Source organism: Algoriphagus jejuensis (assembly GCF_039523455.1).
GTDB classification, from domain to species: Bacteria; Bacteroidota; Bacteroidia; order Cytophagales; family Cyclobacteriaceae; genus Algoriphagus; species Algoriphagus jejuensis.
The window spans coordinates 502,211-525,942 of sequence record NZ_BAAAFI010000002.1; the positions used below are offsets into that span (position 1 = coordinate 502,211).

Below are 23,732 nucleotides of genomic sequence, written 5' to 3' on the forward strand. Positions count from 1 at the left end.
AAAAGTAAAAAGGCATCCCGGTTGGGATGCCTTTTGAAATTGAAGGTTAAAATGGATTATTTCAGTTTTCCCTCTGTATCGGTGTAGTCACCGGTAATAGTGACCCCGCTGTTTTTGTTTACGCGACCATAGATCGTGATGCTGTTGCCAGTGCCTATAAATTCCAATTTTGCTCCACTGTTGAGGTTCAAGTCACCATAGATGACAATAGATCCGGATAGTTTTAATGTTGCGTTGACATTCATGGTTGTTCCGGCATTGTATCTGCCAAAAGCCAAAGAACCATAGACTTCGGTCACGGAATTACCATTAAGATTAAACTGATCGAGTACCGCCAACGAGCCACAAAACAAGAAATTGCTGTTGTTATTGATACCGCCGATCGAAGCCGCTCCGGCATAAGCCTTGGTTTCGTTGCTATTGATGTTTAGCCAATAGTCTCCTGGATAGGAGGGCAGACCTGCGCATCGCTCGCCGGTTGGATTGCTTTCTTCTTTGTTGATTTTGAGAATCTGCAAGCCGCCCGTTCCAGTAGCTACAAATACGAAGTTTTCTTCATTTCTCACAAAGTTGGAGGAGCCGTCTAGATCGATGATCCCAAAAGACTTGATGGCTGAGATGTTGCTCACATCCGAGATGGAAACTCCGGCTGCGCCGTTGGCCATAAACAAAAGGGAATTGTCAACAGATACCGCGTTGGTCACCACATCACCCGGATCCGTGTCGGCAGGATTGATGGGTATAGGTAGCTTGGCAATATTTGCTCCGTTGTCCAGTCTGTAGATTCCCGCGCCATTGGCACCTTCCGCGATATAGACGCGGCTGTCCCTGATGGCAATCGTGCGCTTAGCTTCGGGAGTAGCCGCTGCGAGTGGAATGGTGGCTGTAGTGGACAAGTTGCTTGGATTGAAAATCGTGACACCATTTATGCCGCTAAGGACAGCCAAGCGATCGTTGCCGAACGCCACACTTCTTAAGTCCTGCATTTCTACTTCGTTGGTGATCGTTCCGGCGTTGTCTACTAAACCCAAGATTCCCGGGTTGCCGCTGGTGACAGCAGTGGCATTTTGTGTGCGGGTGACGTCAGTAGCGACATACCCGAGGATGGAGGTGAAATTGAAAGCAGAAGAGAAGCGTCCTTCTGAGACGGCAACCGTTGCTAGATTTGCAGGGCTAGTCACCTCCTGTGTGCCATCCACATCCACTGCCATGGCGAGATAGAGTGCGCCGTTGGCGTACTCCAATGAGCTTACTTCTGCATCTGTGAAAATTGCCTGAGAGACAATTTTAGGTTTATAGGCATTGGAAATGTCGAAAATCTCCACCGCACCCAGGTATCGCTCACCTTCCAGATTGTAGCCGACATAGGCAAAGTCCCCGTCAATGTCCACGTGGGTAGCACGAAGTCTTTGACCCTCATATTCCGGGCCTGGTACTTGGGAAATAAGGATCAACGGTAGCTCGGACGAGGTCTCTTGAATTCTTCCGGCCGGAGCGCTAGGATCGATCAACGTGACTACGCCGGTACCATCGAGGGAGATACGCTCACTAAGCGTCTCGCTGTCCGTGCGGATGATAATAGTTTCTGGATCTTCGCTTTCCTGACAGGCGCTTAGAAATGCTGTAGCAAGTAGAAAAGCAAGGCAATACTTTTTCATGAAAGAGGTGATTTGTATGTTGGTAATAATGTCGTTTGACTACGGAAAAAGGAATTTAATTCTGATATCGTCTGTGATAGTCGATTTTTTCGGAGCGAATTTACTTAATTTCTATTCTGGATAAAATATTATTCTGAAATAGGAGATCCTGGGTGTGGGTGTTTTTTTATCTTTTTTCAAAAAGAAAGAAGAGGGGCGGTTAGTACGGTGCAAAAGTAATGTTAATATTTCAAATACAAAAAAATGAATTTTAAATTTTTTCAGAACGGGGTGCTTGGCCAGTTGCCGCCTTAAAAAAAACCACGAATCTTCAACAATGGCCAAAAACGCAACATCGCTCTAAATGGCCCATTGACCGGGAAATTTTGTTGGCTGGCAGAATTCTGTAAATGCAGATTAATTTTTTACAATTCGTAGGGTTTGCAGGTTATTTCCCCATCGTATCAAGAGGAGGTATAGTCCGGCAGGTTTTTGACGAAGGGACGCGCTGAGGTTTTGGTTTATTTCGACAAGTGTCGTTCCTGGAATACTCTCCTGCTGGCCCAAACTTGTACTTAGGCTAAGCTGCATAGACGATTCCTCTGTAAAATCGGCATTGTCTCGCGATACCAGTTGGATATCTTGACCATTGGTAGGATTGGGGTAGACGATCCATCTTTGCTCAGATTCTACAAGCGGAAGGTGAATCGCCCGAGTGTTGCTATAGCTGTATCTGGCGGAGTAGTCTATTTGCTTCAGCCGATAGAATACATTTCCTCCGGATTTTGGTAGATCCGTGTCGATGAACTTGTATTCCACAGGCATATCGGAATATCCGTTGCCCTCTACACGCCCGATAGTTTCCCAAGTTTTCACAGTATTCACTGCCCGCTCGATTTCAAAATGGGAGTTTTCCCATTCTTTGGCAGTGGACCAGATTAGAAGTCCTGAGTGATCGGCTTTTTGGTAGGTAGCGTTGAAATGAAGGAATTCTACGGGGAGGATGCGGTAGACAGGATATCTTATAATAACAATTCCAGAGCCACCATCACCTCCAGCTTTATTTGCTCCACCACCCCCACCACCTCCAGAGCCAGTATTAGCCGACCCATTTGCAGCATTTTCATCAGGTTTACCTCCTTTTCCTCCTCCACCCGTGCCGCCCGCGCCACCAGTCTTGCTGGTTGAAGCAGAGCCGCCTCCGCCGCCTGCTCCAAAATAATTGCTGATTCCTTTAAAAGTGTTTAATAGTCCCTTTCCGCCTGGACCTCCATCAGATGCATTCACAGAAAACCCTACTTCACCAGCTCCGCCGCCACCGCCGCCATACTGGTTTTGTGAACTTCCAGTGGTTTTTGCTACCCCACCATTATATCCAGGTGTATTACCAAGACCACCTATTCCGGCAGCACTTCCTTTCCTGGCTGCCCCTCCTCCTCCAGAAGATGAGTTTGTCCCATTCAAACCATTTAAAGAACCTGACAAAGAAATTCCACCGCCTGCACCTCCACCTGCTATATATTCTACGCCATTATTGAAGGACGAATTTTCTCCATTTCTTAAGGAGTCCACTATGGAATTACCGGTCCCGCCTGCTCCTACTTTTATTTCATAATTAGCACCCGCTGGAATCCCACTTCCAGAAATAATAAATTTGGGTGGAAAAACAACAGCACCACCTCCGCCGCCACCGCCAGCTTGGCCAGTTTCTGAAGCATTCTCCGTTCTCCCGCCGGCCCCACCTCCGCCTACCAGCATAACTTCATACTCATCTAATCCCTCTGGTGCAGCCCATTTTCCATCGCAGAAATATTCTACTATAAAATAGTCGCCGCTGATTCCATAGTCGACTACTCTTGTGCAAGGTTCCACATAGGGACAGGTAAAGCTTATAACAACTAAACCTCCTGCTCCACTTCCTCCAACTTTGTTAGACCCTGTGATTCCATATGCTCCACCCCCGCCACCAGCATAAGTTCCTGAGGTAGGTTGAAAACCGTTATTATTATAATAGTTGCCATTTCCACCCGGACCTCCTTTTCCACTTGGCTTAGCTCCACCATTAGGAGGAGGATCCTGTCCATTATTACCTGGTCCGTTATCTGCAGCAGCAGAACCTCCCCCTCCACTAGCACTCCCAGGAGCTTTTCCATCACCCCCCTTATAGGATACTGAATTTGGTCTTGAGGCGAGATCACTACTTGATAATGCTGAACCCCCGAGTCCTGAACTTGTGATAGGATTTGGAGACTTGCCACCATTTGCGAAAATTATTGAATTTGTAATTCTATCGGGAAGTGGTTCGCTACTATTAACGGAGACATAAGAAAGCGCTCCATCTCTATTTGCTTGGAGAGCAGAATTAGCAACACCACCTTTTCCCACATAAACGGCCAATGCTTGACCTGGAGTAACCGAGAATGTTCTTCGCGAATATCCACCGCCGCCACCTCCAGCGGTTATTACATTACCAGAAGCCCCAGCTCCTCCTCCTCCCCATACCTCTATTGTAATTTGCGTAACACCTGCTGGCACATAAAAAGTACCGTCGGCTATGTAAGTTTCTCCACACAATACACATGCAACACCTTCTGCCCTATTGTTTGATTTGTAACAAGCATTGTCAGAGACATATAAACTATTCCATGGACTTGTAGTCGTACCGCTTACCTGGATTTGTGCATTATTGGATAGATTGTAGCTTGCCGTATAATTTGAGATAGTATGATTTCCATTTACTCCTAAAAAACTATTTGATGACCCAAAATAGCTGCCACCTGTCGAATTAATGTTTCCACTAACCCGAATATCAGAATAATCACGTGCATATATTCCGCCCGCAGATTGCGTTACATTTCCATCAATAGTTACTTTGGTACTATTGGTGAAATCTATAGATCCATTTGAAGTAGAAAAATTTCCATCCACGTCTAAAATGGCATCACCTAAAAATGTGCTGGGTCCACTGCCTGTATTAGTGAAATTTCGACTAATACTTGTATTTGTATTATTGAAACTAAAAGCACCGCTACTGCCTTGGGTAAAATCTCTCCCTATTTCTAAAGTTGTATTCCCATTGGAAGCAAAGGAGGCGGAGCCACTCGATGTAAAATCTCTCCCAACTTTTAATTTCGCATCTCCGGATAAGGACAAGGATCCGCTGGAATTAAGGTTGAAATCATTGGCAATAGTGACATTTGCCGTACTAGAAATAGTGGTAATTGCACTATTTGAAATTAAATTTTTGGAAGAAAAGGAGCCATTGATATTTAGATAGTGGCCAGAAGCAATTGTTGTATCATTGCCAACAGAAATACTTGAGGAAGTATCCACAATTATTTGAGTGGAACTACCACTGGTAGTAAGGTTATTTCTTACTATTAACTTGCCTCCATTAATTACTTGAATCTTAGCTCCGTTAATTAAATTTAAATCATAGATTTCAAGTGTTCCTCCGTCAATAATAATATCCACTGCACCATATGCGTTGTTAGTGAATTCTATAATCGTATTTCCTGTGAAATTTAAATATCCGGTACTATTTATTCTTAAAGAACGGAATCTCTGAGCGAATTGATTATAACCAGTTTTTGTGATCGTATGATTTATTATTACATCAATTGCGCAAGAAATATTAGAAGCATTTGTTGGCGGTGGACTAGTATATTGGGTAGCGCATGAATTGGGATTTGTTCGTGTCCATCGAGATCCAGGAGTAGTGGTCCAATCGCCATTTGAATTAGAAGTAAAAGTCTGTCCCCACACCTCTCCCATGCCAAGAAGGGCAAAAAAAATCAACAGAAAAGCGCTGGGAATGCTTTTAAGCATGCTTTCAGGAGTTGGATGAGTGTGTTTTTAGAGTAGGGTGCGCGCTGAGATCAAGGTACAAAAATAGGCCGAAGGGCCGTCCATTCCAAGTTTTGTTGAAAAAACAACAAGTTTGTCCCAGACTGATTGGAGTATTGAGAAACAAAAATTTGAATCTCACGAAATAGTACAAAAAAACCCGATCCTTTCGAATCGGGTTGCTACTCTTAAACTTCGCTGAATTTATCCGTTCATGCTGATCAAAAACTCCGCATTGTCGCGGGTTCCTTTCATTCTGTTGAGCAGGAATTCCATAGACTCCTGGGAGTTCATGTCGCTCATCAGCTTGCGGAGGATCCAGACACGCTGCATTTCTTCTTTGTCCATCAAGAGGTCTTCTCTTCTCGTGCCAGAACCCAGCACATCGATCGCAGGATAGATTCTGCGGTTGGCAAGTTTTCTGTCCAGCGCAAGTTCCATGTTGCCGGTACCTTTGAATTCTTCGAAGATCACCTCGTCCATCTTGGAACCGGTCTCTACGAGCGCCGTGGCGATGATAGTCAGGGAGCCACCGTTTTCTACATTTCGCGCAGCGCCAAAGAAACGCTTAGGCTTGTGTAGTGCATTGGCGTCCACCCCTCCGGAAAGGATCTTTCCTGAACTTGGAACCACGGTGTTGTGTGCACGGGCAAGTCGGGTGATGGAATCCAAGAGGATCACCACGTCGTGGCCTACTTCCACCATTCGCTTTGCTTTTTCCAAGACGATATTGGATACTTTCACATGTCGGTCTGCCGTCTCGTCAAACGTCGAGGAGATCACCTCGGCGTTTACCGAACGAGCCATGTCTGTCACTTCCTCGGGACGCTCGTCGATCAGGAGGATCATCAAGTGAACTTCGGGGTGGTTTTTGGTGATGGCGTTGGCAATCTGCTGGAGCAAGACGGTCTTACCGGTCTTGGGCTGAGCCACGATCATACCACGCTGACCCTTTCCGATAGGAGCAAAGAGGTCGAGGATCCTAGTAGAGTAGCCATCTGCTTTGGTGGAGAGATTTAATCTTTCCTCCGGAAAAAGAGGCGTGAGGTATTCGAAAGGAACACGGTCACGAATTTCGTCTGTGGTTTTACCGTTGCAGGTCGTTATTTTCAGAAGGGCAAAATACTTTTCTCCTTCTTTTGGAGGACGGATGGAGCCTTTGATATGATCACCGGTCTTCAGTCCAAAAAGTTTCACCTGGCTGGGAGATACGTAAATATCGTCTGGAGAAGCCAAGTAGTTGTAGTCCAGAGAACGAAGGAAGCCGTAGCCTTCTTGCATCATCTCCAGTACGCCTTCATTTTCGATTACCCCGTCAAACTCTCTAGGGCTTACGAAAGGTTTTTTGCGGTTTGGATTGTGAAAAGTCTCGGCTGCGGGAGCCATCGCCTCATCTGGCGAACGAAAGTTTTTGCGTTTTGGCAGCTCAACCTCAGACTCAGCCCGGGGAGCGGGTCCTTGGGCAGGAGCGGGAGCGGCAGGTGTCTCGGCGGAGGCATTTGCAGTGACATCTACTTCCTCAAATGCTCTACGACGAGGTCTGAAAGTTTTTGGTTCCTCTGTGGCGGGTGCTTCAGCTTTTTCAGATTGAGTTTCCTTCTTGTCCTGAGCTGGCTTCGTTTCTTTTTTCTCGAAGGCTGGTCGTTCTTCTCTTTTTTGCTTCCAATCCTGCTTGGCGGGCTTTGGCTCTTGAGAAGCTGCCGGCGCCGCAGATTCGGACTTTTCCGGTTCAGGAGCTGCAGGTATTTCTGTTACGTTTTGTCTTCTGAATTTTGGTTTGAATTCAGCGGCTTCTTCTGCTGACGGGGCACTTGGTGCGGGAGGAGGGGAGGGTTTTTCGGACTCAGCGTTTGGGGTTTCTGAGGCGGAAGGCTTTTTCTTAGGGAGGGCTTGCTCAGGGGTAATGGCCTGCTGATCAAGGATAGCGTAGACAAGCTCGTCCTTCTTGAGGCTCTTGAAGTTCTTCACTCCTAGCTCCTCAGCAATATCCTTCAGTTCAGACAAAAGCCTGATTCTGAGTTCTTCTATGTTATACATAAAGAGGGTATGAAATAAGTATGATGATGTAAAATGCGGTTTTTGGGAACGTGGATGATTTTCTGAGCAAAAAAGGTCTGCAGGAAAAACTCAAGTCAAAGCGGGCTGACTTGCTCACACACGGCGATAGCGCAATATTAACCGTTGTATTTGGAATTAACAAATTTTTTGTTTGTCCTTGGGGATATGAATGTTATGGGAATTCGATTTGAAATTGATCCTGTGGTTACCTAGTGATGGTTCCAAGGGGGTAGTTTTGAGAATGATTGCAGTAGGTACGCGTCTGCTGACACATCCCGGCAGCCTGCACTTAGTACTAGGTTTTCGTGATTTGGGATAATGGACAATCTACACCGAAAAACGACACCCCGACTAGCTTAGCGCCACTACCGCTTAAGATTTGGAACAGCTGCTCACTCCATCAATTGCCGGATTATCGCCAGGGATTTGAATAAGCTTGGATTATCCAAGTGTTCGGCATAGAAGTCAAGTAAGTGATCAAGCAGTTTGCGACGCAGCGCGACCGGTATTTTCAGCGAAGCGTAAAAACTGTTTTCCATAAGCGTCGTCAAAGATTCGAGAATCAGCGTTTGTTCCGACGGACTAAATGGCTGATTCTTGGATTCTAATAGGAAGCCTTTCGCTTCTTCGGGTGCAAAGCCCAAATACCTGGCATTTTCGATCAGAAAGACCAAGGGGAATATCGAAAGCTTCGCATCGGGCAGGTCTAGCAAAACGACACTCTCGGCCAGAAAGTCGAATAAATCTTCATTTTGGTAGTTTTCGTAGATGCTCCGGTTGATTACTTCAGTCATGAATAGTGCGATGCTTGTTCTGGCAAACTCAAAAGGTATCCGCTGATTTGCATGCTGGAGCTTAGCTTCAGACACACGGTGGAGTCCCGCGTTTGCTTTGTCATAGACGACCAAGTCCAATAAAGTGAGCGGTTGGTATAGGGCGATCTTGGATCCCTTGCCCATGCTTCGGACACCATTGATCAAGTAGGATTTCAGGCCCAATTCGCGGGTGAAAATCTTAACGATGATGCTGGTGTCCTTGTATCGGATCGAACTGAGTACTATTCCTGAAGTTTTTCGGATCATTCGGGTTAGGGATTTGAAATTTGAGATTAGAAATTGAAGACCCACAACGGATATCGATCTTTCTCAATCTCGAATAGCGAATGCTAAGTATTATTATTCGATCCGAGTCTCGACTCCCTGCCTTCCGCAGGCAGGCGCACGACCTGACACAGCTGTCGACCCGATATCGGGCGCCGACATCGGAAGTCTCGGACATTTGGTTATTGCTTTTACAATCTAGCGTCTTGATACTTATGTCTAGCTACTCATTCACTTCTTATCCTCCAAAAAGCACTTTCTGCACCGGGCTTCGTAGCTTTCCTTTTCTCCCAGGACTACTTTTTCTTTAGCTTCTGAGAGCCGAAGTGAAAACGCCGCCAAGTCCCCGCACTTCATGCAGATCGCATGGACCTTGGTCACGTATTCGGCAATCGCCATCAGGCGAGGCATCGGCTCGAATGGCCTACCTTCAAAGTCCATGTCCAGGCCCGCCAGGATCACCCGCCTGCCTTGATTGGCCAGGAGCTGTACGACCCGGACGATTTCCTCGTCGAAAAACTGCGTCTCGTCGATTCCGACCACGTCGCAGTCGCCGGAGAGCAGGAGAATGTCTCCTGCAAACTGCACCGGGGTGGAGCGGATGGTGTTTTCGTTGTGCGAGACGACGTCCGATTCATGGTATCGTTTGTCAATGGATGGCTTGAAGATTTCTACCTTTTGCTTGGCTAGTTTTGCCCGGGTAAGCCTCCGGATCAGTTCTTCGGTTTTTCCGGAAAACATCGACCCGCAGATGACCTCGATCTGTCCTTTTCGCTCGGATTTCCTGCGGCTGCTCAGGGAAGGCTCTATAAACATCGTTACTCGGTATAGGCTAGATGGGGAAATTTGTTGGTTTCGGCCACGCGGATATGGAGTTCTCCCTTCAGAAGAATACTTTGGCAGGCGAGTCTCTCGTTGGGTTTTAGACGGTTTTGGTTTCTGTACAGCAGCTCGGATTCGGTCTCAGTGGACAGGTTTTCCTGTCCTTTGACCACGCTCATTTTACAGGTCGTACACCGGCCTTTTTTCCCACAGGCATGCATCCAGTCCGTGCCGTTTTCATGAATTAATTCGATAACTTTACGATCAACGTGCTCCGTAGCAATCGTAAGATTTCCCAGGTTTTGAATGACTAATCGGGGCATTTGTTCGTTTGATTTTGAAAACAAGACCCACACATGACAGTTCAAATTAACAGCAATTATTTAGAAAATTATTCCAATGAATATGCTCAGTTGGTTTGCGAGCGATTTTTCTCTGGACGCCAATTTATCACTGGCCAGGATATCATTCAGCTGACGAGCAGCACGCAGGTCAATTTTTTTATTATCAAAAGCCTGTTTGAGCTTTGGCAGGAGGAGCTGGCAATGCTGAAAAGCAGCCCCTATTTCGACTATCGGGACATTGCCGTGCACGAAGCGCTGACGCAGTTTATGAACGTACTTTCGCGCAGAATCAAAGTCGAGCGGGCTAATCTGGAACCGTTGGTCAAAGTAGCCGTTGCCCAAGCCATACAGGTGGCTACAGACCCGGTGACTTTTTACCAAAATGAAATCAACAAAGCCCCAAAAGGGAAGATCAGCGAATATCTAAAGGAAAACAAAAAGTACTACAAGTGGCACGACAAGGCGGTGGTATTTCTCATTGATAAGACCGGATTTGGGCACGATGAAAGTTCCTATCAGCGGGCTGTCGCAGCCAACTACCAAGTCATGAAAGATTCCTTTGAATCTGTCAACCTCCTGCTGGCGACTTTGGGTGATGTAAAGGCCTTTGATGTAGATCAGTATCTGGTGGCTGAGGTGGCTGCGCCGCAAGAAGCTGCACCAAAAGAAGAAGTGGTGGCGGAGCCGATCTTAGAGCGGGAATCAAATTTTTTTGAAAAGATAGCGGCCGAAGCACCTGCCAAAGCTTCATCGAGTTCAGAAGCTAAGCCGGAGATTCCTGAGCCGGTTGTGAAAGCCGTTTCTCCACCGAAGATCGATGCGCCGAGCAATGGAACCCAGCTCAATGCCTCCAAACTTAAGTCACATTTTGCCTCCGAATCCTATAGAGGCATGGCCGGAATAAAAGGTGAGCTTTCCGAGAGTTTAGCCCTGAACCAGCGGTTTATGTTTACCAAAGAGCTTTTTGACGGCAATGCCGACTTGCTCCGTCATGGCTTGAAGGCCATTGAGGAGGCGGGTTCATTTGAATCGGCGGTTGACTTGATCAATACCAGGTATATGTCGGAATTGGGTTGGGATCCGGATTCTGATGTGGTGCGGGAATTCGTGCAGTTGATCTACAGAAAGTACACGAGTTGAGCTAGCTGAAAATAAGAGGGATCCTCAAGCATTGTGGGAAAGTAGTAAGTGGTCACAAGTTACCGCTCACTACTTTTTTTACCCCAATCGGCCCAGCTGAGTCGCTCTGGAGGAATCCATCTTGATAAAGATGAAAAGCAAAACCGTAAACGACCAAAGCGACGAACCTCCGTAGCTAAAAAACGGCAGGGGAATCCCTACGACTGGGAACAGGCCAATGGTCATTGCGATATTAATCATGAAGTGGAATAATAGGATCGACACCACGCAATAGCCGTAGATCCTCGTGAATCGGGTTTTTTGGCGCTCTGCCATGAAGATCAGCCGATACAGTAAGCCTACGAAAAGCGCGATGACTACGAAGCTTCCTACCCAGCCAAATTCCTCTCCGAGTGTACAGAAAATAAAATCCGTGTGCTGCTCAGGCACGAAATCAAATTTTGTCTGGGTTCCCTCCAGATAGCCTTTTCCGAATAGACCCCCTGAGCCAATCGCAATTTTGGACTGTGTAACATTCCACCCGACTCCTAATGGATCAAGGTTAGGGTTGAATAGTACCATAATCCGGTTTTGCTGGTGTTCGGGGAGCTTGGATACCACGAAGTCAATGGAGTAGATAAATGCAATCAGCCCAAGTCCTATGAGTGAAAAGGCGACGGTCCGCTGCCAGGTTCTCTTTCCCAAAAAAATCAACACCAACGTAACCACTACAATCGCTCCGGCGAGGTAAAGGTTGTTTTCGATTCCCAATGCCAGGAGTACAATCGCCACCAGCCCGAAGCCCAATAAAAAGAAGACGGAAGGAAGGCCTTCGCGGTAAAACATAAGAAGGAGTGAAAAGTACACCATAGCCGTTCCAGTATCCGGTTGGAGTAGGATCAGTATTACCGGGATGAACAATACTCCGAAGGCGATAGCTTGGTAGTTTTTCTTCGAAAGATCAAAGGTGGGGCGCTCCATCACCTTCGCCAAGGCAAGTGCAGTGGCAAATTTGGCAAACTCTCCGGGCTGAATTCGAAAGTTGCCAAAGCCGATGGAAAGTGTCTGCCCATTTACTTCCTTTCCGATGAAGGGAGTGAGAACCAACAATGCCAGGAAGAGGATGTAGATGACCAGGGAAAGATTCTCAAAAAATCGGGAATCTGCCACCATGATGATCGTGATCAACATGATCGCTGTACCGATCCACACCAGTTGTTTCCCCGAGTTGATCGAAAAGTCGAAGATGCTTTTCTCCGCCTGCCCATCGTACACGGCAGCGTAGATATTGAACCAGCCGATCATCACCAGTGCAAAATAAATGGTCACTGTAACCCAGTCAACCCTATTGATTTGAATATCAGACTCCCGCATCAGTAGATAAAATTTCCGGCCAAAACGTATTCTTGAAGCTCAGGGCGAGAGATCGTTCCCTTGATGTATTTCTCGATCATAAGCGACGCGGTCGAAGCTGCTGCTCGTCCGCCCCATCCGGCGTTTTCCACATACACGGCGATCGCAATCTTAGGATCTTCCTTGGGAGCAAAGGCGATAAAAACGGAGTGATCTTCCCCATGCGGGTTTTGTGCGGTTCCGGTTTTACCGGCAATAGCGAAGTCCTTCAGAATTGCCCGGGATGCAGTGCCATATAGCGCCTCGGCCATCGCATCCTGGATGAGGTCGAAGTGGTGGGCATCGATCCCGGCATCTTTTCGGATTTGATATTTTGCCGGGATCAAGGTCGGATCTCCATCTACTTCCTTAATCAGGTGAGGAGTGTAGTAGTAGCCTTTGTTGGCAAAAATCGCCGCTAGATTCGCCATCTGCAGTGGAGTGACAAGCATCTCGCCTTGACCTATAGAGAGGGAATAGATGGTGGAGTATTTCCAGCGACCTTCTCCATACACTCGGTCGTAGAGCTTGCTAGACGGAATCGACCCGCTTTTCTCATTCCCCATATCCAGCCCAAGGGAACTTCCGAGGCCAAATTTCAATACACTTTCCCGCCAAGCGTTCAGGCCGATTTCGGTATCCTTGAACGTATTAGAGGATACATTTTGGTTGATGATCATCCGAAAGGCCTGGTGATAGTAGGGGTTGCAGGAATTTCGGATTGCACCAAAGAGGTTGACTGGGTTGGGGTGGTTGTGGCAAGCCACTAATGATTTGTTACAGGCGAAGGTGGTCTCAGGTACCAATATGCCTTCTTGAAGTCCGATCAAACTTTGGACGATTTTGAAGATAGAGCCGGGAGGATACATCGCCATGATTGGCCGATTGAAGAGGGGTTTGCTGGGATCGCTACTGAGTTTTCGATAGTTTTTAGAAAAATCGGCACCTGTCAGGCTGTTTGGGTCATAGAATGGCGCAGAAATCATCGCTAGAATTTCTCCGGTTTTTGGCTCGATGGCGACCACTGAGCCGGTCTTGCCTGCCATTAACATTTCTCCATAGAGCTGTAGCTCCATGTCAATCGTTGAGGTGATGTTTTTGCCTGCTACGGATGCGGTATCGTATTCACCATCTTTGAAGGGGCCTTTGTCCACGCCGCGGACGTTGACCATCTTGTATTTGACGCCCTTTTTGCCGCGCAGCTCATTTTCGTAGAAGCGCTCCAGACCGTTGAGACCAACATAATCTCCCTGGGCGTAGTATCTCAGGGTGTCCCGCTCCAGCTGTCCGGCGCTGATCTCTCCGATGTAGCCAAGTGCATGTGCCGCCGTGGCGCTCGGGTAGGAGCGTACGGAGCGGGTGGTAATGAATAGCCCGGGATAGTCTACCAAAAAGTCCTGAATCCTGGCAAAGTCCATGGTGGAGAATTGCTTGATCAGGGTAGAGGGTTTTACCGAGGAATATTTTCGCGCAGCGGTATAGGATTCGATCAACTGCTCCTTGGAGATTTTGAAGAGCTCACAAAATTGGGTGGTGTCACCGACTTTGAATTCCTTAGGTACGATCATCACATCAAAAATCGGATTGTTGAACACCAGCAACTTTCCGTTGCGGTCGTAGACAAGTCCACGATAGGGGTGATCGACAATCCGCTGGATTGCGTTGTTTTCAGCTCTTTTCATAAAGCTGTCATCCACCACCTGGATCATAAACAGCTTGATAAGCAACACCACGCTCACCAAGAAAATAAAGATGAGAATGACTACGTGTCTTTGGTCTTTCATCCGTTTATAACTTGATTTTTTATGGTCAGTTGGAATCTCACACGGCATATTGTCATCCCCGTGTGTAACTTTTTAGTCATGCTCGATTTCATGTGTTTATTCTTGTTTCTCCAAGGCCACATGGCGTGTCCCGTCCCGATAGCTATCGGGATTCCATTGGTAGAATCTCGCATTGATTCTTCTCATCTCAGTTTCTGACAGTGAGGACATGCTCGATTTCATCAGATTCTCCTTCTCCGTTTGAAGAACAGTAGTTGTACAAGTATAACCAAAAGACCGGTGAAAATGGCGGAAAAAAAGCTTTTATTAAGAATCTCCAACAGGCCGCCTGTGCCCCACTGATCGGCTGTAAAAAAGATAAGGGAATACCCAAAAATCAATGGAAGAGAATAGCTTAGAAACCAACCAAAGCCCATTTCAGAGATGGAGGGTTCTTCTGCTTCCACGTAGCCACCGGTTGGGCTGATAGCCCTGAGCCAAAGCGATCTTGCGAAAGCCATGAACGTTGCAGCGGCGGCATGCATTCCGATCGTCTCATAGAATACATCGATGATCAAGCCCAATGCAAAAGCAATAAGGATCAATGACACCGGTCGCAGCGAAACCGGCAAAATCAAAATCCCAAGTAAGTAGATGAAAGCGAAAGCAACTCCAAACAGTGCGAGGTTTTTCAGAAATAGTACCTGAACTACACTGAGAAAGATGATCAGCAGAAAGTAGGAAAGCAGATTTCTAATATTCATTGATTATCTCAGATTCGCGGGCAAGTGAGTCCAGCTCATTGAATTGCGTGTTTTCAACCAAATACACATAACTGATCCGGCTGAAATCAGTGCTCAGCTTGATCGTCAAGTTGAGGTAATTGGGGTCTTTTTCGTCCGGCGCCACTCGTGATATGATGCCGATCTGAAGGCCTTCGGGAAATACGGCGTTGAAGCCTGAGGTTACGATCGTGTCGCCTTCCTGCGTCCTTACGTGTCTGGGGACATACAATAATCGAGCTTCTGTAGAACTTTTGCCGTCCCACTGAACCGATCCAAACACGTCCGTGGATTTGATTTTTGAAGAAATCATCAAGCCGGTGTTGAGCAGGGAAAATGCTATGGAATAGTTTTCTGAGACAGATTTAATCCGTCCCACCACTCCATGTGGATTGAAAATTCCCATGCCTGGCTTGACTCCGTCCTTGGAGCCTTTGTTAAGTGTGAGATAATTCTGCGAAAATCTCAGCGAGTTGCCGATGACACGGGCACCTCTGAACTCGTAGGTCGCTGCAAATACAGAATCTAGGGGAAGAGTGATGCTGTCCGGTTTTACCTGTAATGCCAGAAGCTGCTGGAGGATTTCGGCATTTTCGGTAGTCAGGGCTTCGTTGGCTTCTGCTAAGGAGAAAAACTGAACCACGTCAGCCTGATGCTTCAATACAGTTCCAACCAGCGCATTGGAACTGTTGAAGAAAGCTGCACCCTGTGGAGAATTATTGGAGACAATCATCCAGACTGCCGCCACTTCGAGAAAAACGAATAGGATGAAGGCTCTTATTCGGTAAAGGAACTGGAGGATGCGTAGCATTCAGTACTTAGGTCATCAGGACGGTTCGGAAGTTTTCGATATTTTTCAGGGCGGTGCCTGTACCTCTTACCACTGCTCTCAACGGATCTTCCGCAATGTGGATTGGCAGTTTGGTTTTTTGGTGCAGTCTTTTGTCCAGACCTTTCAGGAGTGCTCCACCACCAGTCAGGTGAATTCCATTGTCATAGATGTCTGCAGATAATTCCGGAGGTGCAACTTCCAAGGCCTTCAATACAGCTTCTTCAATCTTTGAGACTGATTTATCCAAGGCAAAAGCGATCTCCGAATAGGATACTTTGATGACTTTAGGAATGCCGGTCATCAAGTCACGTCCTCTGATTTCGTAGTCCTCCGGAGCCTCATCCAACTCGGTCAGGGCGGATCCGATCGCGACTTTCACTTTCTCAGCCGAACGCTCACCGATAAGTAAGTTATGTTGTCGGCGCATATAGTCGAGGATATCTTTGGTGAACGTATCTCCAGCCACTCGGATAGATTGATCTGCGACGATGCCCGAGAGCGCAATCAGCGCGATCTCAGTAGTACCGCCTCCGATATCGACGATCATAGAACCCATGGGTTTTTCGATGTCGATCCCTATCCCGATTGCTGCAGCGATGGGTTCATAGATCATATATACTTCCTTGGCCCCAGCATGCTCGGCGGAGTCACGGACGGCCCGTTTCTCTACTTCGGTGATGCCTGAGGGAATGCAGATGACCATTCGGTGGGATTGGGGAAACATACCCCTTTTTTGGCCGGGAATCATTTTGATCAAACCCCGAATCATCTGCTCGGCGGCATAGAAATCGGCGATTACCCCATCCTTCAATGGGCGGATCGTTTTGATGTTCTCGTGCGTTTTCTCGTGCATGTTCATCGCCTCCCGGCCAACGGCTAGCACGCGGTTGGTTGTCTTGTCGATAGCGATGATGGATGGTTCATCCACCACTATTTTATCCTTGTGAATGATCAGGGTATTTGCGGTACCCAAATCAATGGCTATATCACTAGAGAAAAAATCAAATAATCCCATTTTTTACTGATTGATTGGCTTTTTACTGGAGGTTGACATTTAAGGTGGTACTTGGGTACCGCTTTTAAACGTGGGTCGGCAAAATTATTATCTTATATCGACAAAACTGAGATAAAGAAGATTTTTTTGTTTTTGAACGTGAAGAAATTAGTGACGGAGGGAATTGAACGTTTCCCCGCCCATTTTTTAGGATTTATTCCGTTTCTGAGCTGCAATGAACAGGCCCGTTTTGTATTTCGGGATTCTTTCTATTACTTTTGCACCGTATTCGAAAGTTTCTGGAGGGGACAACAAGTCCCCTCTTTCATTATTCTTACTTATGACTGAACTGAGACAAGCTATCGAAGAGTTGGTGGAAAAGCATCTTCCAGATGAATCCCACTTTGTAGTGGAGGTGAAAATGGAAGAAAAAGCTGGGAAAACCACACTTTTGATCCTAATAGATGCGGATCAGGGGGTCACCATCCGAGCTTGTTCCAAAGTGAGTCGGGCGGTGTCAGAAGAGTTGGAAGCGAAAGAAATGATCGGGGACGCCTATGTAATAGAAGTTTCTTCGCCTGGGGTTGACTTTCCGCTCAGTAGCAGGAGGCAATATCAGAAAAATATCGGACGCGAGCTCAAATTGACGCTTGACTCTGGGCCTGATGTTACCGGAAAATTAGTTGAGATAGATTCGGAAAACGTGACGCTGCTGGTGAAGAAGAAGGAAAAGGGGAAAAAAGCAACAGAAGAGGAAGTCCTTTTCCCTTTTGCTGAAATCAAAAAATCTATCGTACAAGTATCTTTTAAATAACTCAAATGGATGCCAAAATCTTAATAGAATCCTTCGCAGAGTTTGCGAGATCTAAAAATGTGGATCGCCCTACCATGATCCGTATTCTGGAAGATGTGTTCAGAGCGATGATCCGTAAAAAGTTTGAGACTGACGAAAACTTTGACGTCACGATCAATGCTGACAAGGGTGACCTGGAGATATTCCGGATCAGGGAGATTGTCGATGACAATTCCGAAGACATATGGGATTTTGACAAAATCAGTTTCACAGAGGCCCGAAAGATTGAGCCGGATTTTGAAATTGGTGAAGAAGTATACGAGAAAATCGAGTTGGAAGCCTTTGGACGCCGTGCTGTACAGATGGCACGCCAGACCTTGATCCAGCGGATCAAAGATCTTGAAAAAGACCTCCTATATAATAAATACGAAGAGCAGGTTGGGGAAATCATCTCTGCAGAAGTATATCAAATCCTGGGTCGTGAGATCCTTTTGATCGATACTGAAGGCAATGAGCTGATCCTGCCAAAGGCGGAACAAATCTCAAAAGACCGCTTCAGAAAAGGTGACACCGTGAAGGCGATCGTTCACAGAGTGGACATGATCAACGGTAACCCGAAAGTTATTTTGTCCAGAACATCTCCGGTATTTTTGGAGAGACTGTTCGAAAATGAAGTTCCCGAAGTATACGATGGCTTGATTACCATCGTGAAAATTGTGCGCGAGCCCGGAGAGCGAGCCAAAGTGGCGGTAGAATCCTACGATGACCGCATTGATCCGGTAGGTGCTTGCGTGGGTATGAAAGGTTCTAGAATTCACGCTGTAGTGCGGGAATTGCAGAACGAGAATATCGACGTCATCAACTATACCGAAAATCTGGACTTATATGTGACCAGAGCGCTAAGCCCGGCTAAGGTATCTTCGATCACTGTGGATCAGGAGCGAAAGCGAATTTCTGTCTTCCTAAAGCCCGACCAAGTTTCACTTGCGATCGGAAAAGGCGGCTTCAACATCAAGTTGGCAAGCCGATTGGTAGGATTTGAAATCGATGTATTCAGAGAATTGAACGAGTACGACGACGAAGATGTAGCTCTGAATGAGTTCGTGGACGAGATCGATGCTTGGATCATCGAAGAATTGAAAAAGACAGGTTTGGATACCGCAAAGAGTGTTTTGGCACTCACCAAAGAGGATCTGACCCGTCGAACTGAATTGGAGGAAGAAACGGTGGATGAAATCTTCCGAATCCTCAGACAAGAATTTGAACAATAAGGGGACTTCCCCTTTAGAATACCGTAATTTTACTTAAGATTTCGAAAGAGGTTTTTGCTTATGTCAGACGAGAAAATGATGCGTTTAGGCCAAATAGCCAGAAAACTCAACGTGGGTACGGCAACCATCGTTGAGTCCATGGCTAAAAGGGGCTTTGAGGTAGAGAACAATCCTAATTCCAAGATAAACATGGAACAAGTGTCTATGCTGGAAAAAGAATTCAAATCCTCAGCCCTGGATAAAGAGGAAGCTTCCCACCTTTCTATTGGGAAGCGCCACGAGCCGATTTCGCTCGAACCTGAAACGCCTAAACAGGAAAAAGCTCCAGAGCCTGCTCCTGCCCCGGTTCATAAGGAAGAACCAAAACCTGCCGCACCGATACCTACACCTGCACCAACTCCTGTTGCTCCGGCACCGACTCCAGCTGCGGCTCCTAAACCGACGCCGACACCTGCTCCGGAGGCGACTCCCGAAAAGATAGCCGCTGAAGCTCCTAAATTGGAAGGGATCAAAATTCTGGGGAAGGTGGAACTTCCAAAAAAACCAGCACCTACGCAGCATTCGGGACAGAAACCGACTCATCCTCAAAGACCCGGTCATGCTCAGCATCCGGGTAATCAAAGGAATGAAAAGCCGCAGGAGCCAAGAAAGCAACATCCTAATCAGCAAAATAAGCCTGCGCATCAAGCTCCTAAACCGGCTCAAGCGCCTGCTGCTGCACCGACTCCCAAGCCAGCTCCGGCCGTACCTATAGCTCCAAAAGTAGAAGCGCCTCAGGATCAAGTGATCGCGGCAAAGGCGGATTCGCTCAAAGGACTGACTGTCCTTGGGAAGATCGAACTTCCGGTGGATCGTACGAAGAAAAAGGGAGGTCCGGTAGCTTCTTCCGATGAGAGAAATCGCGACAAGAAGCGCCCTCGTAAGCGAATTGACAAGCCAGGAGCTCCAGGGCAAGGTGGACCAGGTGCTGGCAACAGACCTCCTCATAGTCAAGGTGGGCCAAACCGACCAGGTCAAAACAGACCGGGTGGCAACCGTGGTGGCAGCCAGCCCCCGCAACGCGTCCAGAAGGCAGAGCCTACTCCTAAGGAGATCCAGGATCAAATCAAGCAGACCTTGGCTCGTCTTCAGGGAACGAAGCCAGGTGGCGGTAAAAGAACTCAATCCCGTAGAGACAAACGTGCCGAAAGAGATCGCGACACCGAAGTGGAGGGAGAAGAGTCCAAAGTATTGAAGGTGACCGAGTTTATCTCGGCCAATGACCTTGCTGCTTTGCTGGATGTATCGGTCAATCAGATCATCTCTACCTGTATGTCTTTGGGAATGTTCGTTTCGATCAACCAAAGGTTGGATGCGGAAGCGATCACGATCATAGCAGACGAGTTTGGTTACGACGTGGAATTTACCAAGTCTATCGAAGACGAATTGGTAGAGGAAGTTGCGGATGAGGAAGATGATTTGATCGAAAGAGCGCCGATCGTTACGATCATGGGTCACGTCGATCACGGTAAGACTTCCTTGCTCGATTACATCCGAATGTCCAAAGTCACTGCGGATGAAGCAGGAGGAATCACCCAGCATATCGGTGCCTATGATGTGAAAACCAAAACAGGTTTCAAGATCGCATTCTTGGATACTCCTGGTCACGAAGCCTTTACTGCGATGCGTGCCCGTGGTGCTAAGATCACCGATATCGCCATCATCGTGATTGCGGCGGATGACAGCATCATGCCGCAGACCAAGGAAGCGATCAACCACGCTCAGGTAGCAGGGGTTCCGATGATCTTTGCCATCAACAAAGTGGATAGACCAAATGCGAATCCAGCGAAGATCAAGGAAGAACTAGCAAATCAAAACTTACTCATTGAAGAGTGGGGTGGTAAATATCAGTCTCAGGATATCTCGGCCAAGACCGGGCAAGGTATCGATGAGTTGCTGGAAAAAGTATTGCTCGAAGCGGAAGTTCTCGAACTGAAAGCAAATCCGAATAAAAATGCGGCAGGTACTGTTGTAGAAGCATCCTTGGACAAAGGACGCGGGTACGTTTCTACCATCATGATCCAAGCAGGAACACTCCGAGTGGGAGACGTCATGTTGGCGGGCCAGCATTACGGACGTGTGAAGGCAATGTTTGACCACACGGGTAAGAAGTTGAAAGAAGCCGGGCCGTCTACTCCAGTACAAGTATTGGGTCTCGGTGGAGCACCTCAGGCTGGCGATACGATCAAGGTTTACGACACCGAGCGTGAAGCCAGAGAGATTGCCAACTCAAGAGAGCAGATTCAGCGAGAGCAAAGCTTGCGTACCAAGAAGCACATTACCTTGGATGAAATCGGTCGTCGTTTGGCTATCGGTAGCTTCAAGGAACTCAACATAATCATCAAAGGTGACGTGGACGGATCGGTTGAAGCGCTCTCCGATTCCTTGCTGAAGCTTTCCAAAGACGAAGTCAAAGTATCCATCATCCACAAAGGTGTGGGTCAGATCTCTGAATCCGACGTCTTGTTGGCCTCTGCTTCTGATGCGATAATCTTGGGCTTCCAGGTAAGACCTTCGTCCAATGCGAAGAAACTTGCCGAGCAGGAAGAAATCGAGATCAGACATTACTCCATCATCTACGACGCGATCAATCAAATTAAGGATGCGATTGAGGGAATGCTTGAGCCGGAATTCGAAGAGGTCATCACGGGTAACATTACCGTCAGAGAGGTCTTTAAAATCACCAAAGTTGGTACCGTTGCGGGTTCCTATGTCACGGATGGTTTCATCACAAGAAAGAACAAGATCCGCGTCATCCGTGGTGGTATTGTAATCCACGAAGGAGAGATCGACCAACTGAAGCGATTCAAAGATGATGTGGCTGAAGTAAAAGCTGGTTACGAGTGTGGTATCTCTATCAAAAACTTCAACAACATCGAGATCGATGATACGATTGAAGGATATGAAATGAAAGAGATCAAGCGTAAAAAGTAATCCCCTAGTGGATCCAACATAAAAAAGGAACGGCGTATGTCGTTCCTTTTTATTTTTGGGACATGGTCGCTGCACTTCAGGTATTTCTACAGCTTTTAGCTGGTTTTTTCCTCTTGGGAATTCTCCTCGGGCTATACCGGCCGGTGTTGGTGCTATGGTTTTTAGATCGATTCAACAGGCAGAAAGTTCTTGCTTTCTATGGTAGAGCCTTGCTAATAGTGACGTTACTCTTTATTGCCTTGACTGCCTTTTCTATTTTTTAGAATGTTATTTCGACGAGTAGTTGTTCGGCAGAATAATATATTTTTTTTGATTGATATTTCAATTTTCTTGCTTAATAAAATCAATTTTCTCTATTTTTCGGATTAAACCCAAAAACCTCCTTGAGAAAAGCTGTCTCAATAGCGCTTTTACTTTGTTTTGCCATGTATCACTTTGGCTACTATGCATTTTACTATTCCTATCAATATGCTATGGAAAGTAATTGGGAGGAAAAAATCTATGGAGAACAAATCGGCTCTTTGGAAGAGCTGCTAATAGAGATCCCGCTTTCGGCTCCTTACATGTCCAATCAGGAGGAGTTTCAGGCGACTAATACCAGCTTTGAAAAGGACGGTAAATACTTCCGCGCCATCAAACAACGCTACCAAAACGATACGCTTCAAATCGTCTATGTACCCGACACTGCTCGAAGAGCTTTGGTCACGACGGTCAAAAGCTGGATTTCGTCCCTGACCGATGACGAATTGCCACAGGATCAAAACGGGAAAACACAGCTGAAGCTTTTCGTAAAAGATTTCGTCGAAGCGGAAGTCTACCACTTGGCATATATTGGCCAGAGCGCCACTGAAGATAAGATTGGGTTTATTTTTTCAGCTTACATGAATCCTTGTTCCAACTTAGATTCACCTCCTCCGCAGCTTTTCTGAATCATTTTTGAAGAGTAAACCATGGCCGGTCTAAAGATCGGTTGCGGTTACGTGTACTCAATTCCCAACAATGGAAAACCAATTTCAGGATTTTCCAAGTTGGGGCATTTCCACTATTCACTATTCAATTATCTTCTTATGAACTTTGATTTTAAGTTCCGAAAAGGGCTATTCATGCTCTTTTTGGGACTGCCTATACTTACATGGGCACAGTCCCCTACCGATGAACTGATGATGCCGACCAAGGAAATTTGTTTCTTGGGCAATTACGAATTTGGTGAATTTGATGAGTATTGGGAAGGCTCAACGCTCAGAGTCAATGGCACTATTGCAAAAGTGCAACGAAAGACCGCCATGCTTATGGCGGCTTACGGGGTGATAGACAAACTCAATGTCTATGTGGGCTTGCCATACATTTCCACAAATTCAACTACACCGAATGGAGGTAAATTTGCCGGAGCATCTGGACTTCAGGATTTGTCCGTAGGCCTGAAGTATGAAGTCCTCAAAAAGCAGTCAGAAAAGGGTGAGTTTTCTGCATTAGCGTCCTTGAATTTCTCAACACCTGTTTCCAATTACCTCTCAGATTACCAGCCCTATTCTTTGGGACTGGGAACTCCACAGCTTGCCTGGAGAGCTATTTTCAATTACAAATGGAACAATGGAATCTATCTCAGAGGAGTAGGGGGGTATATCTGGAAAGGTTATACCGAAGCCGAGCGCGAATATTACTACAACCAAGGCAGCTATTACACCTCATGGATGGACGTGCCAAGTTCTTGGAATTACGAGCTGGTTTTAGGGAAATGGTTTTTCCAGAATGCCCTCAGGGTGGAGTTAAATTATGGCTCACAGTACTCCACTTCAGGAGACGATATTCGGGCATACAACGCTCCCCAGCCGACTAATCAGGTAAATATGGATCGGGTAGGTGCTTTCGCCCACTACTATTTCCCCCAAATCAAAGGCCTCGGAGTTTTGGCTTCCTACAGCCAGATCGTGGATGGAAAGAACGCACCAAAAATGACCAGTTTCGGGCTGGGTGTGACGTATCAATTCCAGCTGTTGAACTGAAAA

Annotated in this window: 17 protein-coding genes; 6 read left to right on the forward strand and 11 right to left on the reverse strand. The window is 46.8% G+C overall.

Annotated elements, in window-relative coordinates; genetic code table 11:
* Positions 1–56: 56 nt before the first annotated feature.
* The 6 genes from ABD031_RS03110 to ABD031_RS03135 all read right to left on the reverse strand — a co-directional run bounded on the left by ABD031_RS03110 (position 57) and on the right by ABD031_RS03135 (position 9,786).
* Positions 57–1,658, reverse strand: coding sequence for a hypothetical protein (locus ABD031_RS03110; protein ID WP_343848339.1), 1,602 nt, complete (start codon positions 1,656–1,658; stop codon positions 57–59).
* Between the two features lie 396 nt (positions 1,659–2,054).
* Complete coding sequence (locus tag ABD031_RS03115; RefSeq protein WP_343848341.1) at positions 2,055–5,465, reverse strand: glycine-rich domain-containing protein; 3,411 nt, start codon at positions 5,463–5,465, stop codon at positions 2,055–2,057.
* A 222-nt stretch (positions 5,466–5,687) separates the two neighbouring features.
* Entirely contained in the window at positions 5,688–7,520 is a 1,833-nt protein-coding gene (gene rho, locus ABD031_RS03120; protein ID WP_343848342.1) for a transcription termination factor Rho, read from the reverse strand.
* A gap of 413 nt (positions 7,521–7,933) precedes the next feature.
* A complete protein-coding gene (gene recO / locus ABD031_RS03125) occupies positions 7,934–8,623 on the reverse strand; it encodes a DNA repair protein RecO (protein ID WP_343848343.1) in 690 nt (229 codons plus the stop codon).
* Positions 8,624–8,872: 249 nt separating this feature from the next.
* Entirely contained in the window at positions 8,873–9,457 is a 585-nt protein-coding gene (locus ABD031_RS03130; protein WP_343848344.1) for a thymidine kinase, read from the reverse strand.
* 2 nt (positions 9,458–9,459) lie between these two features.
* Positions 9,460–9,786: a 2Fe-2S iron-sulfur cluster-binding protein gene (locus ABD031_RS03135; RefSeq protein ID WP_343848345.1), complete on the reverse strand. Its 327-nt coding sequence runs from the start codon at positions 9,784–9,786 to the stop codon at positions 9,460–9,462.
* 33 nt (positions 9,787–9,819) lie between these two features.
* Here ABD031_RS03135 and ABD031_RS03140 point away from each other — a divergent pair, with 33 nt between their 5' ends.
* A complete protein-coding gene (locus ABD031_RS03140; RefSeq protein WP_343848346.1) occupies positions 9,820–10,947 on the forward strand; it encodes a hypothetical protein in 1,128 nt (375 codons plus the stop codon).
* Positions 10,948–11,025: 78 nt separating this feature from the next.
* On the opposite strand, the gene rodA is transcribed toward ABD031_RS03140, so the two are convergent.
* The 5 genes from rodA to ABD031_RS03165 all read right to left on the reverse strand — a co-directional run bounded on the left by rodA (position 11,026) and on the right by ABD031_RS03165 (position 16,710).
* On the reverse strand, positions 11,026–12,300 hold the full coding sequence (gene rodA, locus ABD031_RS03145; protein WP_343848347.1) for a rod shape-determining protein RodA: 1,275 nt from the start codon (positions 12,298–12,300) through the stop codon (positions 11,026–11,028).
* Positions 12,300–14,102, reverse strand: coding sequence for a penicillin-binding protein 2 (gene mrdA, locus ABD031_RS03150; RefSeq protein ID WP_343848348.1), 1,803 nt, complete (start codon positions 14,100–14,102; stop codon positions 12,300–12,302). The genes rodA and mrdA overlap by 1 nt, the downstream gene beginning before the upstream one ends.
* A gap of 221 nt (positions 14,103–14,323) precedes the next feature.
* Entirely contained in the window at positions 14,324–14,845 is a 522-nt protein-coding gene (mreD, locus tag ABD031_RS03155) for a rod shape-determining protein MreD (protein ID WP_343848349.1), read from the reverse strand.
* The gene (gene mreC / locus ABD031_RS03160) at positions 14,835–15,674 is read right to left on the reverse strand and encodes a rod shape-determining protein MreC (protein ID WP_343848350.1); all 840 of its coding nucleotides are present in this window, start codon (positions 15,672–15,674) and stop codon (positions 14,835–14,837) included. The genes mreD and mreC overlap by 11 nt, the downstream gene beginning before the upstream one ends.
* Positions 15,675–15,681: 7 nt before the next feature.
* On the reverse strand, positions 15,682–16,710 hold the full coding sequence (locus ABD031_RS03165) for a rod shape-determining protein (protein WP_343848351.1): 1,029 nt from the start codon (positions 16,708–16,710) through the stop codon (positions 15,682–15,684).
* Between the two features lie 319 nt (positions 16,711–17,029).
* Between ABD031_RS03165 and ABD031_RS03170 the strand changes: the two genes are divergently transcribed.
* The 5 genes from ABD031_RS03170 (at position 17,030) to ABD031_RS03190 (ending at position 23,729) form a co-directional block, all read left to right on the forward strand.
* Complete coding sequence (locus ABD031_RS03170) at positions 17,030–17,503, forward strand: ribosome maturation factor RimP (protein ID WP_343848352.1); 474 nt, start codon at positions 17,030–17,032, stop codon at positions 17,501–17,503.
* A 5-nt stretch (positions 17,504–17,508) separates the two neighbouring features.
* Complete coding sequence (gene nusA, locus ABD031_RS03175; protein WP_343848353.1) at positions 17,509–18,753, forward strand: transcription termination factor NusA; 1,245 nt, start codon at positions 17,509–17,511, stop codon at positions 18,751–18,753.
* A 60-nt stretch (positions 18,754–18,813) separates the two neighbouring features.
* Positions 18,814–21,726: a translation initiation factor IF-2 gene (gene infB / locus ABD031_RS03180; protein WP_343848354.1), complete on the forward strand. Its 2,913-nt coding sequence runs from the start codon at positions 18,814–18,816 to the stop codon at positions 21,724–21,726.
* 383 nt (positions 21,727–22,109) lie between these two features.
* Complete coding sequence (locus ABD031_RS03185; RefSeq protein ID WP_343848355.1) at positions 22,110–22,655, forward strand: hypothetical protein; 546 nt, start codon at positions 22,110–22,112, stop codon at positions 22,653–22,655.
* A 138-nt stretch (positions 22,656–22,793) separates the two neighbouring features.
* Positions 22,794–23,729, forward strand: coding sequence for a transporter (locus ABD031_RS03190; RefSeq protein ID WP_343848356.1), 936 nt, complete (start codon positions 22,794–22,796; stop codon positions 23,727–23,729).
* Positions 23,730–23,732 lie beyond the last annotated feature (3 nt).